This is a genomic window from Hoeflea sp. AS16 (assembly GCF_038900095.1).
In the GTDB taxonomy this organism is placed as follows: domain Bacteria; phylum Pseudomonadota; class Alphaproteobacteria; order Rhizobiales; family Rhizobiaceae; genus Hoeflea.
The window spans coordinates 22,932-37,203 of sequence record NZ_JBBMQQ010000004.1 but is presented as its reverse complement, the minus strand read 5'-3'; the positions used below and the strand labels follow the sequence as shown (position 1 = coordinate 37,203).

Below are 14,272 nucleotides of genomic sequence, written 5' to 3'. Positions count from 1 at the left end.
CATATGAAGATCCGAACGGCGCTCCATCGGGGCGCCGTTTACTTTTTGAAGGGCGCCATGCCTTCACGTGCCAGCTCGTCGGCGCGTTCGTTCTCCGGGTGCCCGTCATGGCCTTTGACCCAGTGCCATTTGACCTTGTGGCGCTGATTGGCCTGATCAAGCGCCTGCCAGAGCTCGGCGTTCTTCACCGGCTTCTTCGCAGCAGTTTTCCAGCCGTTTTTCTTCCAGCCGAAAATCCATTTTGAAATGCCGTCCATGACATATTTGCTGTCGGTGTAGAGGTCGACCTCGCATGCGCTCTTGAGCGCATTCAGCGCAGAGATCGCGCCGAGCAGTTCCATGCGGTTGTTGGTCGTTTCCGCCTCGCCGCCCGACATCTCCTTGACCGACGTGCCGTGACGCAGGATTGCGCCCCAGCCACCCGGACCGGGATTGCCTGAACAGGCACCGTCAGTGAAAATTTCTACATGCTTCAAGATTTCAAATCCCTGGTGCGAAGGCCGTATTCCGAGCTTGAGGCGATCTTGCTGTGGAAGCGCAGCTTGCGGAGATATTCGAGCGGATCTTTCTTGACCACCAGCGCGCCTTCCGGCGTGGTCAGCCAATCATGCAGACGCGTGAGGAAAAAGCGCAAGGCAGCGCCGCGGGCAAGCAACGGCAGGGCTTCCGCCTCGCGTGCTTCCAGCGGACGCACCGAGACGTAGCCATCAATCAGCGCCATGCCCTTGGTGTGGTTGAATGCGCCGTCTGCTTCAAAGCACCAGGCGTTGAGGCAGATGGCGATGTCATAGGCGAAGAAATCATTGCAGGCGAAATAGAAGTCGATCAGGCCGGACAGCCGGTCTCCGATGAAAAACACGTTGTCGGGGAACAGGTCGGCATGGATGACGCCTTCCGGCAGGGTCTGAGGCCAGTTGTTTTCAAGGACAGCCAGTTCCTGATCGATTTCATCGCGCAGTCCGGGCTGGACTTCGTCGGCGCGATCGCGCGAGCCTTCCCACAATGGCCGCCAGTTGATCACGGTCAGCCCATTGACGCGGCGGATCGGAAAATCATTGCCGGCGACATGCATGGCCGCCATTGCACGGCCGACTTCACGGCAATGCTGGGCTTGCGGCTTGCGCAGCCAGGAGCCGTCAAGAAATGAAACCATCGCCGCAGGCCTGCCCGCCAGTTCGCCGAGGTGACCGCCATCACGGCGTTCGATTGGCAATGGACAGTTCAGCCCCTTGAGCGCGAGATGATCCATCAATCCGAGGAAAAACGGCAAATCGTCACGATTGACGCGTTTTTCATAGAGCGTGAGGATGTAGGTCCCGCCGCTTGTGCGCAGCAGGAAATTGGTATTCTCCACGCCTTCCGCAATGCCCTTGTAGGACATCAGGGTCCCGACGTCATATTCGGCCAGAAACGCCCTGAGCTGCTCTTCATTGACGTCGGTATAGACAGCCATGCTCAGCGCTCCCCGTTGACGAACGCCATGTCGGCGGCGGTCAGTTCAACATCGCGCAGCTCGCGATTGACCAGGAAATTCTCGGTTTCCTGCACCGTTTCGGCCAGTTCGATCGTGGCATCGAAACGGGACCTGAAGGCATCGATGATCTCGGCGACGACGACTTCGGGCGCAGACGCCCCTGCGGACAAACCGAGCAGGCCGATGTCGCCGATGGCGTTCCAGTCGATCTCGTGGGCGCGTTGCAGCAGGATCGATTTCTTCGCCCCCGCCTTCAGCGCCACTTCGACAAGACGCTTGGAATTGGATGAATTGGGTGCGCCGACAACCACGAACAGGTCGCAGCCCGGAGCTGCCTGCTTGACCGCATCCTGGCGGTTGGTGGTGGCATAGCAGATCGATTCCGCAGCCGGCGCGGTGATCTGGGGGAACCGCGCATGGAGCCGCGCGATCACATCGGCAGTGTCGTCGACCGACAGCGTCGTCTGGGTGACAAATCCGAGCGCTGCAGGATCGGCGGGTTCGAACGCGTTTACATCGGCGACGGTCTCGACCAGCGTCACGGCGCCGGGTGGCAGCTGCCCCATGGTGCCGATAACCTCGGGATGCCCCTTGTGGCCAATGAGCACCACATGCCGGCCCAGCCGTTCGTGCCGCATGGCCTGCTTGTGAACCTTGGAGACAAGCGGACAGGTGGCATCGAGATAGAACAGGTTGCGCGCTTCGGCGTCCGCCGGCACCGACTTGGCGACGCCGTGGGCTGAAAAAATCACCGGCTGGGCATGGTGCTCTGCCGGGATTTCATCGAGCTCCTCGACGAAGATCGCGCCGAGCGCTTCCAGGCCTTCAACCACGAAACGGTTGTGGACGATCTCGTGACGGACATAGACCGGCGCACCATATTTCTTCAGCGCCAGCACCACGATCTGGATGGCGCGATCAACCCCGGCACAAAATCCGCGGGGACCGCAAAGCCGGATTGTCAGTGGAGTACGGGTCATTGGCTCATCAACAGTTTCAGCGGTCTGCGGTTCATCCGGCAAGCAGGACGACGATCAGTGCAATCGCGGCCGGCAACGCCTGAACGACGAAGATCTTGCGCGAAGCGGTTGCGCCTCCATATAGGCCGGCGACCAGAACGCAGCCAAGGAAAAACAGCTTGAGCTGGAAAGCAAAACCGGCATCCGGATGCAGCAGCGACCAGATCAGGCCAGCGGCCAGAAAGCCGTTGTAGAGCCCCTGGTTTGCGGCCATGACCGTGGTCTGGGCAGCCAGATCCGACTTCATGCCGAACGCCCTGAGAGCGCGTGGCGAAGTCCAGAGAAACATCTCGAGCACGAGAATGTAGATGTGCTCCAGAGCGATCAGCGCCACCAGTATCACGGCCAGAATTGCCATCCGAAATTCCCTTCCTCTTCATGTACCGTATCCGGCTAGCATGCATGCATGGTGGAAAGCCAGCGGCGATCAGGATTTTCGCTTCAGCCAGCCAAACAGAGCCACGCCGACAAGGGCGAGCGCCAATCCGTACCAGGTGACCGCGTATTGCAGGTGGCTGTTGGGCAAGCTGATATTGGTGACACCGCCCCTTGGCAATCCCCCCTCAACCGGCGTTGCATCGGCGTCGAGGAAGAACGGCAAGACCTTCTCCTCGGGCAAACCGGCGGACGCCGCCATCCTGTCCAGATCCTTCCAATAGAAAATATTGCCCGCTTCATCGTTCTCGGGAACCATGAAGGAGGGTTTTTGCTCAAGTTTGGCGCGGGCGAGACCGGTAATGGTCTGCGTGCCTTCGAGCTGGCCTTGCGGGCGTGTCGACGGCTCTTTCCGGTCATAGGGAACAAAGCCGCGATTGACGAAGAGAAGACGCCCGTCCTCGAGTTCAAGCGGCGTATAGACGTAAAAGCCTGACTGACCTTCAAAGGTCGCGAAAAAGTGGCGCTCGCTGTCGTTGAGAAAGCGCCCCGTGGCGCGGGCGGCCCGGTAGTCTATCGGCTCGCCCGCGGCAATGGCCGCCTCGATGGCGCCGACATCGGCAGGTTCGGAATGGCTTCGCTGTTCAATCGCGGCCAGCAGATCTTCTTTCCAGTAAAGCCGCTTGACCTGCCAGGTCCCCAAAGCAATGAGAACTGCCAGTGCAACCGGCAACAGCACCAGCCCGACCCAGAATTTTCCGCTGCGCCTGGAATGTGTGCTGTGAGCAGGCTCAACCACGATCGATCTGTCCTTCGGCCGCCTTGTTGCGGTACTGAAGCGCGATCATCAGCCCCTTGAGCGCACGCAGCAAGCCAAGCGTCAGCACAGTCGAGAGCGGGATCCACATGATCAGGTGCACCCACAGCGCCGGGCTGTAATTGACCTCGAGCCAGAGGGCGAGGCCGACGACGATAAAGCCGATGATCATGATGACGAACACGGCCGGTCCGTCTCCGGCATCGGCAAAGGAATAGTCAAGACCGCAGACACCGCATTTCGGCTTGACGCTGAGCAGGCCATCGAACAGCGCGCCCTCACCGCATCGCGGGCAGCGGCCGCGCAATCCGACAGATACCGGATCGACGGGCGGGTAATGGGCTTCATCCTCAGTCATTGGTCTTTTCCCTTGTTCAATCGTCAAAATAGCGAAGCTCAAATGCATGAGGCGGCAGGTTTCCCCGCCGCCCCAAAGGATATCCGGATCCCGGTATCAGTTAGCCGTGGTAGATCGGCGCACCCCAGGATGCCCAGACGTAGATCGAGAAAAACAGGAACAGCCAGACCACGTCAACGAAGTGCCAGTACCAGGCGGCGGCTTCGAAACCGAAATGCTGCTTGGGTGTGAAATCGCCCTTCAGCGCGCGGATCAGGCAGACCATCAGGAAGATCGTGCCGACCAAAACGTGGAAGCCGTGGAAACCGGTAGCCATGAAGAAAGTGGCGCCGTAGATGGAATCCTTGAAGGCGAACGGCGCATGGGCGTATTCGTAAGCCTGCACGCCGGAGAACAGGATGCCGAGCAGAACGGTCAGCAACAGGCCGTTGACCAGCCCCTTGCGGTCGCCATGCAGCAGCGCATGGTGCGCCCAGGTCACCGTGGTGCCCGACAGCAACAGGATGATGGTGTTGTAGAGCGGTAGGTGCATCGGATCGAGAACTTCGATACCGACGGGCGGCCACTGACCGCCGGTAAAGGCAGCGCGGGCAACCTGATGCGCCTCATCGGGGAACAGGCTTGCGTCGAAGAAGGCCCAGAACCAGGCGACGAAGAACATCACTTCAGACGCGATGAACATGATCATGCCATAGCGAAGGTGCAGGCCGACCACGCGGGTGTGATGGCCTTCATGGGCTTCCTTGATGGTCGCGCCCCACCAGCCGAACATGGTGTAGAGCACGATGGCCAGACCGAGGAGGAAGAGAACCGGATTGGTGATCGGCAATCCGAGCAGCGAATCCGCGCCCTTCATGCCCTGCATCCAGCCGATCCCGCCAAGCGCCATGACGAGCGCGCCGATCGAACCGGTCAGCGGCCACGGGCTCGGGTCGATGATGTGATAGTCGTGGTGTTTTTGATGTGCGTCGGCCATGTCAGCTTTTCCCCGATGGTCATCATTCCAGCACCGGACCACCCGTCCGGCGCAGTGTTGGTCTTACAAGGTATCCCTGTCTTGCACCGGCTCCGCCATCGCTGCAACGGGTTTTTCCGATGCGTGGGGGAAGAAAGTGTAAGAGAGCGTGATTGCGGTTACGTCTTTGGCATCCGGATCGTCGACAATTGCCGGATCGACGAAAAAGACAACCGGCATGTTCATCTTCTCACCAGGCTTCAGCTCGTTCTCGGTGAAGCAGAAACACTGGATCTTGTTGAAATAGGCACCTGCCGACATCGGCGTGACGTTGAACGTCGCCTGACCGGACGTGCTCTGGTCGGATGTGTTTTCAGCCGTATAGGCGATCTGCACGGTCTCGCCGATCTTGAGTTCGATCTCGCGCTGAACCGGCTTGAAATTCCATGGCAGACCGGCGGCGACGTTGGAATCGAAGCGGACCTTGATCGTGCGGTCGAGGATGGTGTCGGACATCTGCTCGACCCGCTGCGTGGTGCCGCCATATCCGGTGACCTGGCAGAACAGCTGGTAGAGGGGGACCGCAGCATAGCTGACGCCAACCATCGAGACCACGAATGCCGAACACGCGACAACAATGCGCATGTTGCTTCTGGTATTGACCGTTTCTGCCGGTTTGCCGCTCATTGCCACTTCCTCACATAGGCCGGTTGAAGATGCCGGGACCCACCTTGATGATGGTCACCACGTAGAACAGGACGGCCAGAACGGCCAGAACGATCCCGAGCGCCACGGAGCGCGAACGCCGCGCCTTCTTCTGCTGTTCGGTCAGTTCGACTTTGTCCATGATCAAGCCACCAGAGCCATGAGTTTCGGTGCTAGTGCATCCACCAGAAGCGCCGTGAAAATAACGAACAGGTAAAGCAGCGAATAGGCAAACATCTTCTTGGCAGGGACCATCTTCTGATCCCCGTCCGGCATCCGCCAGACCTGAACCGAATACCAGATGAATGCCGCACCGAGGATTGCGGCGACAACGCCATAGGCAAGGCCGGCAAAGCCCATGATGGTCGGAACGACACCGCTTATGGCTGTCAGAACCGCATAGAGAACGATCTGGTTCTTGGTGGCGCGTTCACCGGCGACATTGGGCAGCATCGGAATGCCGGCGCGGCCGTAATCCTCGGACTTGAACAGGGCCAGCGCCCAGAAATGCGCAGGCGTCCAGAGGAAGATGATGGCGAACAGCGCAATGCTCTCGAGCGAGATCGAATTGGTCACGCAGGCCCAGCCGATGATTGGCGGAAAGGCACCTGCGGCACCGCCGATGACAATGTTCTGCGGCGTCGAGCGCTTCAGCCACATCGTGTAGACGACGGCATAGAAGAAAATGGTGAAGGCAAGCAGGCCGGCCGAGAGCCAATTGACCATCAGGCCGAGGGTCGCCACAGAAAACACCGACAGGAACAGACCGAACGCCAGCGTGGTTTCGGCAGAAACCCGCCCTGCCGGAATCGGCCGTTTTGCGGTCCGGCCCATCATCACGTCGATATCGGCATCGTACCACATGTTGAGCGCACCGGATGCACCGCCGCCCACTGCAATCGACAGAATTGCAATAAAGCCGATCACCGGATGGATCTGGCCCGGGGCCATCAGCATTCCGACCAGCGCCGTGAAGACCACCAGCGACATGACACGCGGCTTCAGCAGCGCGAAAAAATCGCCCGCATCACCGTCGGTAACAGCCACCGAAGCGGAAGCGGTCAGAGCATCATGTTCGTTGGTCATTGCCATGGGCAACTGCCTTTCTTTCATCCCCCCGGATCACCGGGCCCCTTTATCGGGGACCGGACATTGCTGTCCGGTTGCAAGCATCAGACCGCCGGATGAACCCGGCGGCCTGGATTTCATGCTGACTGCGCAGAGTTACTTGATGCGCGGCAGCTTTTCCCACTGGTGGTATGGCGGCGGCGAAGTCAGCTGCCATTCCAGCGTCGTTGCGCCCTCACCCCACGGATTGTCTCCGGCAACGCGCTTCTTGGAGAAGGCATCCCAAACACCGTAAAGGAAGATCAAGACGGCAAATCCGGAGATATAGGAGCCGTAAGAGGACACGGCGTTCCAGCCCGCAAAGGCGTCCGGATAGTCGATGTATCGGCGCGGCATTCCGGCCAGGCCGAGGAAGTGCTGCGGGAAGAACACCAGGTTGACGCCAACGAAGGTGACCCAGAAATGGATGCTGGCGATCCTGTCATTGTACATGTAGCCGGTCATCTTCGGGAACCAGTAGTACCAGCCGGCGAAGATGGCGAACACGGCACCCAGCGACAGCACGTAGTGGAAGTGGGCAACCACGTAGTAGGTGTCATGCATTGCCCGGTCGAGGCCGGCATTGGCCAGCTGCACACCGGTCACACCGCCAACGGTGAACAGGAAGATGAAGCCGATCGCCCAGAGCATCGGTGCGCGGAAAGTGATCGAACCGCCCCACATCGTTGCAATCCAGGAGAAGATCTTCACCCCGGTCGGAACCGCAATCACCATGGTGGCAAAGACGAAGTAGCGCTGCGTGTTGAGCGACAGGCCGACGGTGTACATGTGGTGCGCCCACACGATGAAGCCGACCGCGCCGATGGCAACCATCGCATAAGCCATTCCGAGATAACCGAACACCGGCTTGCGCGAGAAGGTCGACACGATGTGGCTGACAATGCCGAAGGCCGGCAGGATCAGAATGTAGACTTCCGGGTGACCGAAGAACCAGAACAGGTGCTGGAACAGGATCGGGTCGCCGCCGCCTTCAGGCGCGAAGAACGCGGTGCCGAAGTTGCGGTCGGTCAGAAGCATGGTGATGCCGCCAGCCAGAACAGGCAGGGACAGAAGCAGCAGGAATGCAGTGATCAGCACCGACCAGGCAAACAACGGCATCTTGTGCAGGGTCATGCCCGGCGCACGCATGTTGAAGATGGTGGTGATGAAGTTGATCGCGCCAAGGATGGACGACGCACCTGCGATGTGCAGCGACAGGATCGCGAAATCCATCGCCGGGCCAGGCTGGCCCGAGGTCGAAAGCGGCGGATAGATTGTCCAGCCGCCACCGGTTCCGTAACCGCCTGCAGGGCCTTCGACAAACATCGAGAGCAGCAGCAGGATGAAGGCCGGAGGAAGCAGCCAGAACGAGATGTTGTTCATGCGCGGGAACGCCATGTCAGGCGCACCGATCATGATCGGAACCATCCAGTTGGCAAAACCGCCGATCAGCGCAGGCATGACCATGAAGAAGATCATGATCAGGCCGTGAGCGGTGGTGAACACGTTGTACATGTGCTTGCCGCCGTCGATGGCAGAGTCACCCTCGAAGCCGTAGACCATGGCAGCGAGACCATGGAAGATCTGGATGCCGGGCTCCTGCAGCTCCATGCGCATGGCAATGGAGAGAGCGCCGCCGATGATGCCCGCGATGATCGCGAAAATCAGGTAGAGCGTCCCGATGTCCTTGTGGTTGGTCGAATACATCCAGCGACGCACAAAACCCTTGGGCTTGTGGTCGTGATCGTCGTGAGCGACAGTTGAACCGGCCATTGGTCTCAGTCCCCTCTCTTAATTCTGATCGTTGGCGGCGACATCAACCGACTTTGCGTCGGCTTCGATGGCGGCAACCAGGTTGCGATTGGCGGCTTCGACATCGTCAGCCGCGGCAGCAAGCCAGGCATCGAACTTGTCCTGGGCAACCACACGGATCGCGATCGGCATGTAGGCGTGGTCCTTGCCGCAAAGCTCGGAGCACTGACCGTAGTAAAGGCCTTCAGCCTCGGCCTTGAACCAGGTCTCGTTGAGGCGGCCGGGAACCGCATCCATCTTCACGCCGAATGCCGGCATGGCGAAGGAGTGCAGAACGTCGGCAGCGGTAACGAGCAGGCGGACCGTCTTGCCGACCGGAACGACAAATTCATTGTCGACGGTGAGAAGCCGCGGATAAACCGCCCGGTCTTCCTTGCCTGCGTCAGCGCGGTCAGCGTCCTGAAGCATCAGCGAGTCAAACGAAACTTCGTTTTCCATCTGATACTCGTAGCCCCAGTACCACTGGTAGCCCGTGGCCTTGACCGTGTAATCAGCTTCCGGCGGCGAGTACTGCGCGGTCAGAAGGTTGAAGGAGGGAATCGCCAGCGCCAGCAGGATCACCACAGGACCGAGCGTCCAGATCACCTCGATGAGTGAATTGTGGCTGGTCTTGGAGGGGTTTGGATTGGCTCCGGCGCGGAATTTCACCATCACGTAGATCAAAAGAGCCAGCACCAGAAGTGTGATGGGCACGATGAACCAGAGCGTGTAGCTCTCAAAACCGCGGATTTGTGTCATGATTTCAGTGGCAGCAGGCTGGAAGCCCATTTGCCAATCAACCGGCTGCGCCGCTAAAGCGGGGCTCGCGCCCAGCGAAACCAGCGCGGCAAGCCCTGCAGAAAGCTTGTTGGTCACGTTATGTCTCCCTCGAGTATCGTGCCGCCTGCGTGACCAGACGGAATCCCTCAATCAGATTGCCGCTTCAAACCACAGAATGACACCGCCCGCAACTGCCGTCACCTGCTGATGATGCGGCATTTTTGCGCGGCACCCGCGAAAGCGGCGGGTTTGAGCCGACAAAAACAACCAGGATCGCGGTTTTCGCGGGTATTTGGCCGACAGGCGCCCCGTTGCGCCGGGCTTTTATATACGTACCGGCTCACTTTGATCCGGCAACGTTGCCCCGAAGTCGCATTTTTGCCGCACAAAACAGCAGAGAGTGGCCGCGAAGGGTTCCAATTTTCCTGCGCCCATCTACAAATTGGGCGATGATTCGGCCGCTCCATGGAGTTAAAATGGCATTTGCACAAATAGCTAACCGGAGTTTTGGCGCTGCCTTGGCGTGCCTGATGCTCGCCACCCCCTTGGGCCTTGCCACGCCGGCAGCCGCCCAGCAGGCCGGCAAGGTGAAGTCCTCGCACGGCGCATGGTCGATTGTCTGCGACACGCCCGCGGGTGCTCCCGGCGAACAATGCGCGCTGATGCAGAACGTGATTGCCGATGACCGTCCCGAGGTCGGGCTTTCGGTGGTGGTGCTCAAGACGGCAGACCAGCAGGCCCGCATCCTTCGGGTGCTGGCGCCGCTCGGCGTGCTGCTTCCCTCGGGACTTGGCCTCAATGTCGACGGCAAGGATATCGGCCGCGCCTATTTCGTGCGCTGCTTTTCCGATGGCTGCTACGCCGAGGTGATCCTTGACGAGACGCTGCTGACCACCCTGCGCGGCGGCACCACGGCAACCTTCATCGTGTTCCAGACACCGGAAGAAGGCATCGGCATTCCGGTCGACCTCGCCGGCTTCACCGAAGGCTACGCAGCACTGCCGTGAATAAACCGTGAAACAAGTCCGCATTTCTTGACCCTCAATACTTGGGATCACACACTCCGCTTGGTTGAACATCAAACCGACGGAGTGTCCAATGCGCGGATTTTGCTATCTCGTCTTGCAGGCGGCAGCAATTTTTCTGATTGCCCTGCCTTCTCATGCAGCAGAGATCACCTGGACTGTCGACCAGCCGTTTCGGTTTTTGCGATTCTCGTCAGATCATCTTGTTCACGAGATGGCCTTTGAAGATGCGCGGTCCTCCCCGGGCTTCAGGAAACACCGCGTCAGCGCCATGGAAGAGAGGCTCAACTCGGGTGCATGGTGGGCCAGTCCCAGCGCATTCGCGGGCACGACGCCAAAAGCAGCAGTTGAAGCCTTGCGAAGCCTCGAAGGACGCAAACCTGAGCGCTTTGATGTCAGGCTCGGATGGTCATCACTGTTGCGAAGCTACGAACAGGCCCGCGTGAGCGATGCCACCTGCTGGAACGTTGCCCGACAGGATTTCATGGACTGCAAGAGCGATACCGGCGGCATCGACACACGAAACGGCTACATTGTGCCCGAGCACCATTTTGTCACGGTGCGGATTGCCGGAGGTCTCGCGGGACAGGATTGCCGGTTGCTGATCGAAACGCCGCTTCAGCCGGGTTACGGCTTTCTTGAAGAAAACCGCAAGACCCGAAGCAGGGAGATGGCCGAGACCATCATCGACTGCAGCAACGAGGCGGTGCTTCGCATTCCCTACGAATCGCGTCTTACCGTCTCGGGTGAGGCGGGTGGATCCCCGCTTGATCCGGTCGAGATCGAGGTCCGGGACCTGATGATAGCCAGTCTCGGAGATTCCTTCGCTTCAGGCGAAGGCAATCCCGATCTGCCTGCTGTGCTTGACGAGCAACGGACAATCCGTCCCCGCTACGACGAGACCACCGGGGCCAGGCTCGCCAATTATGGCGTTCCGAGACGGAAATCACGGCCTGACGGATCGATTGCCCCGTTCTCCAGTGCACGCTGGCTCGACCGGCGTTGTCACCGGTCAATGTACAGCGCCCATACGAGGGCCGCCATTGCGCTGGCGCTTTCAGGCGACCGGCATCACGCCATCACCTATGCCAGCTACGCGTGTTCAGGCGCGGAGATCACAGACGGATTGTTCTGGCCTCAGGACGGGCGGGAATGCATCGCGGGGAGCGCCAGGAATTTCAGGCATATGGAACCGCAGATCGGCGCGCTGGTGGGTGCCATGGGCGGCACTTCCGGGGGGGCCTTGAAGCTGGCCTATTTTGCCAATACGCTGGAGAACGGCGACCCGTACACACGCGAGGTGCTCGACAAGATCGGTCGCGGGACGGTCGCCATCCGCAAGGCACGCGGGCTGTGCCCCGCATGGCCCGGCGGCAACCGGCTGAACCGGCAGCCGATTTTGCAAAGGGCCAGTTTCAAACGCGACATTGATCTGTTGTTGCTGGGCATAGGCGGCAATGACATGGGTTTCTCGAAGCTTGTCACCTCAATCGTGCTTAACAGCGGAATGACCGATATCTTCGGTGATCTGATGGCGCCGGTCTACGCCATGGCTGCGGGCGGCATCAGCCTGACCGAGGCGCGCAGCAACATCGACAAACTCGACGGCCGCTACAGCATGCTTGCCAAGGCCATCGACCAGAAACTGGAGATGGAAGACCCGTCCAAGGTGGTGTTGACCGGCTACCCCTCCCCGGTCTTCGATGCGAACCAGCGCTATTGCAAAAGTGGACGCAAGGGAATGAATGCAAGCCGCTTCTTTACCCTCGCAGGCCCGGAGCAAACGCGTGGAAAGGCGAATATCAAGCAAGCAAATGCCGTGCTCGACGAACTCAACAGCAAGATCCGGCGGCTTGCAAACAGCCACGGCTTCACCTTTGTCGATTCGCATTTCGAGCGGTTCAAGAAGCACGGCATTTGCGCCACGACGGCAGGCAGGCGAAACGCCGAAAAGCTTGACCTGCCCCACATGAAGGCCGGATCCTCGAATTGGGCCGTGTTCAATCCGGCAACCAACTTCTACCCTTATGCCAAGCGCCAACGCTGGTTCCGGACGTTCAACGATTCACTCATGCTGATGTATCATTACAAGGCCAATGCCTATGAGGAGAAACCCGTTGATCAAGGCAATCCGGTGTTTCTGGCGCTAAGGACGCTGGGCGGGCCTGTACACCCGACGGCGGAAGGTCATGCCGCGATGGCAGATGCCATCTATTGTGCTGCTGCCAAAAAACTTCTGGCGGGCCAGAAAGATGCGCTTTGCGACTAGAACGCCGAGCGGCACAATCCTACCGGGGGGGGCGCAGTAGTCCGAAGGCTGACGGACTTGATCTGGTCCTGCGTACCCCCGGTTTCAATCCGGGGCGGATCACCTATATAGACTGGCAACGCCGCTTTGAAAAAATGGACAAGACCATGCAAGATCCGCTCGCCAGCCAGTTCGACATCTCGGAAGCCAAGGTCGAGAGAATCGTCTCCGATGCGCTCAAGGACGCAGATGATGGCGAGCTTTATCTTGAATACGAGGAAACCGAATCGCTGCTGTTTGACAACGGCAAGCTGAAATCCGGGGCCTACGCCACGGACAAAGGGTTCGGGCTGCGTTCTGTGCTGGGCGAGACTTCGGGCTATGCCCATGCGGGCGAGCTGTCGGAAGCGGCGCTGATGCGTGCGGCAGACGCTGTTTCCGCGGTCACGCGCGGCGCCAAAGGCAACTATTCCGCAGCCCCGCAGCGCACCAACAAGGTGCTTTACACCGCGGACAACCCGCTCGCAGCGCCCGGCTTTGAGGACAAGGTCAAGCTGCTGCAGACCATCGATCACTATATTCGCAACAAGGACGAGCGCGTCCGCCAGGTGTCGGTTTCGATCGCCGCCAACTGGCAGGTGGTGGAGATCCTGCGCGCCGACGGTCACCGGGTACGTGACGTGCGGCCGCTGACGCGGCTCAACATCTCGGTGGTGGCAGGCGTCGGCGACCGGCAGGAGAACGGCTCCTACGGCATGGGCGGCCGCAAGCTGTTCGGCGATTTCCTCACCGATGAAAGCTGGCGGCATGGCGCGGACGAAGCGCTCCGCCAGGCGCTGGTCAATCTCGACGCCGTCCCTGCCCCGGCAGGCACGATGGACGTGGTGCTCGGTGCCGGCTGGCCCGGCGTGATGCTGCACGAGGCTGTCGGCCACGGACTGGAAGGCGATTTCAACCGCAAGAAAACCTCGGCCTTCGCCGGCCTTCTGGGCGAACGGGTGGCATCCAAGGGTGTTACTGTCGTCGATGACGGCACCATCGAAGGCCGGCGCGGGTCGCTGTCGGTTGACGATGAGGGCACGCCGTCGGGCTACAATGTGCTGATCGAGGACGGCATCCTCGTGGGCTACATGCAGGACCGGCAGAATGCGCGGCTGATGGGCATGAAAGCCACCGGCAACGGGCGGCGTCAGTCCTACGCGCACCAGCCGATGCCGCGGATGACCAACACCTACATGCTCTCGGGCGACAAAAGCCCCGAAGAGATGATTTCATCGGTCAAGAAGGGCCTGTATGCGGTGTCCTTCGGCGGCGGCCAGGTGGATATCACCTCGGGCAAGTTCGTCTTCGGCTGCACCGAGGCCTACATGATCGAGGACGGCAAGATCGGCGCACCGGTGACCGGTGCGATGCTGATCGGCAACGGCCCGGAAGCGATGCAGCGGATCTCGATGGTGGGCAATGATTCATCGCTTGATACCGGCATCGGCATGTGCGGCAAGGCCGGACAGAGCGTTCCGGTCGGGGTCGGCCAGCCGCATCTGCTGATGAACGCCATGACCGTGGGCGGCACCCAGACCTGAACCCGGCAGAGGTTTGCAAGCGTAAGAAGCGGGAA

General features: G+C 60.0%; 15 protein-coding genes. 3 read left to right on the top strand and 12 right to left on the bottom strand.

What is annotated here, in order from left to right; all coding sequences use genetic code 11:
• Window positions 1-38: 38 nt before the first annotated feature.
• The 12 genes from rnhA to coxB form a co-directional block, all read right to left on the bottom strand.
• The gene (gene rnhA, locus WNY80_RS11555) at window positions 39-476 is read right to left on the bottom strand and encodes a ribonuclease HI (RefSeq protein ID WP_342887537.1); all 438 of its coding nucleotides are present in this window, start codon (window positions 474-476) and stop codon (window positions 39-41) included.
• The gene (locus WNY80_RS11550) at window positions 473-1,453 is read right to left on the bottom strand and encodes a homoserine kinase (protein ID WP_342887536.1); all 981 of its coding nucleotides are present in this window, start codon (window positions 1,451-1,453) and stop codon (window positions 473-475) included. The genes rnhA and WNY80_RS11550 overlap by 4 nt, the downstream gene beginning before the upstream one ends.
• Before the next feature lie 2 nt (window positions 1,454-1,455).
• The gene (gene ispH, locus WNY80_RS11545) at window positions 1,456-2,454 is read right to left on the bottom strand and encodes a 4-hydroxy-3-methylbut-2-enyl diphosphate reductase (RefSeq protein ID WP_342887535.1); all 999 of its coding nucleotides are present in this window, start codon (window positions 2,452-2,454) and stop codon (window positions 1,456-1,458) included.
• Between the two features lie 31 nt (window positions 2,455-2,485).
• Window positions 2,486-2,851 carry a DUF1304 domain-containing protein gene (locus WNY80_RS11540; protein ID WP_342887534.1) on the bottom strand — a complete coding sequence of 122 codons (366 nt, stop codon included), beginning with the start codon at window positions 2,849-2,851 and terminating at the stop codon, window positions 2,486-2,488.
• Between the two features lie 69 nt (window positions 2,852-2,920).
• Complete coding sequence (locus WNY80_RS11535; protein ID WP_342887533.1) at window positions 2,921-3,667, bottom strand: SURF1 family protein; 747 nt, start codon at window positions 3,665-3,667, stop codon at window positions 2,921-2,923.
• The gene (locus WNY80_RS11530; RefSeq protein WP_342887532.1) at window positions 3,660-4,043 is read right to left on the bottom strand and encodes a DUF983 domain-containing protein; all 384 of its coding nucleotides are present in this window, start codon (window positions 4,041-4,043) and stop codon (window positions 3,660-3,662) included. Before WNY80_RS11530 ends, WNY80_RS11535 begins: the two co-directional genes overlap by 8 nt.
• A gap of 100 nt (window positions 4,044-4,143) precedes the next feature.
• Complete coding sequence (locus tag WNY80_RS11525) at window positions 4,144-5,019, bottom strand: cytochrome c oxidase subunit 3 (RefSeq protein ID WP_342887531.1); 876 nt, start codon at window positions 5,017-5,019, stop codon at window positions 4,144-4,146.
• A 63-nt stretch (window positions 5,020-5,082) separates the two neighbouring features.
• Window positions 5,083-5,685: a cytochrome c oxidase assembly protein gene (locus WNY80_RS11520; protein ID WP_342887530.1), complete on the bottom strand. Its 603-nt coding sequence runs from the start codon at window positions 5,683-5,685 to the stop codon at window positions 5,083-5,085.
• A gap of 10 nt (window positions 5,686-5,695) precedes the next feature.
• Window positions 5,696-5,845: a hypothetical protein gene (locus tag WNY80_RS11515; protein ID WP_342887529.1), complete on the bottom strand. Its 150-nt coding sequence runs from the start codon at window positions 5,843-5,845 to the stop codon at window positions 5,696-5,698.
• A 2-nt stretch (window positions 5,846-5,847) separates the two neighbouring features.
• The gene (locus tag WNY80_RS11510; protein WP_342887528.1) at window positions 5,848-6,795 is read right to left on the bottom strand and encodes a heme o synthase; all 948 of its coding nucleotides are present in this window, start codon (window positions 6,793-6,795) and stop codon (window positions 5,848-5,850) included.
• A gap of 132 nt (window positions 6,796-6,927) precedes the next feature.
• Window positions 6,928-8,583, bottom strand: a complete 1,656-nt coding sequence (ctaD, locus tag WNY80_RS11505) for a cytochrome c oxidase subunit I (RefSeq protein WP_342887527.1) — start codon at window positions 8,581-8,583, stop codon at window positions 6,928-6,930.
• 18 nt (window positions 8,584-8,601) lie between these two features.
• Window positions 8,602-9,477 carry a cytochrome c oxidase subunit II gene (gene coxB, locus WNY80_RS11500; RefSeq protein WP_342887526.1) on the bottom strand — a complete coding sequence of 292 codons (876 nt, stop codon included), beginning with the start codon at window positions 9,475-9,477 and terminating at the stop codon, window positions 8,602-8,604.
• 434 nt (window positions 9,478-9,911) lie between these two features.
• On the opposite strand from coxB, the gene WNY80_RS11495 reads away from it, so the two are divergent.
• From WNY80_RS11495 to tldD, 3 genes are all read left to right on the top strand, one after another.
• Window positions 9,912-10,388, top strand: a complete 477-nt coding sequence (locus tag WNY80_RS11495) for an invasion associated locus B family protein (RefSeq protein ID WP_342887525.1) — start codon at window positions 9,912-9,914, stop codon at window positions 10,386-10,388.
• Between the two features lie 91 nt (window positions 10,389-10,479).
• Window positions 10,480-12,675, top strand: coding sequence for a hypothetical protein (locus tag WNY80_RS11490; RefSeq protein WP_342887524.1), 2,196 nt, complete (start codon window positions 10,480-10,482; stop codon window positions 12,673-12,675).
• A 146-nt stretch (window positions 12,676-12,821) separates the two neighbouring features.
• Window positions 12,822-14,237, top strand: a complete 1,416-nt coding sequence (gene tldD / locus WNY80_RS11485; RefSeq protein ID WP_342887523.1) for a metalloprotease TldD — start codon at window positions 12,822-12,824, stop codon at window positions 14,235-14,237.
• Window positions 14,238-14,272: the final 35 nt, after the last annotated feature.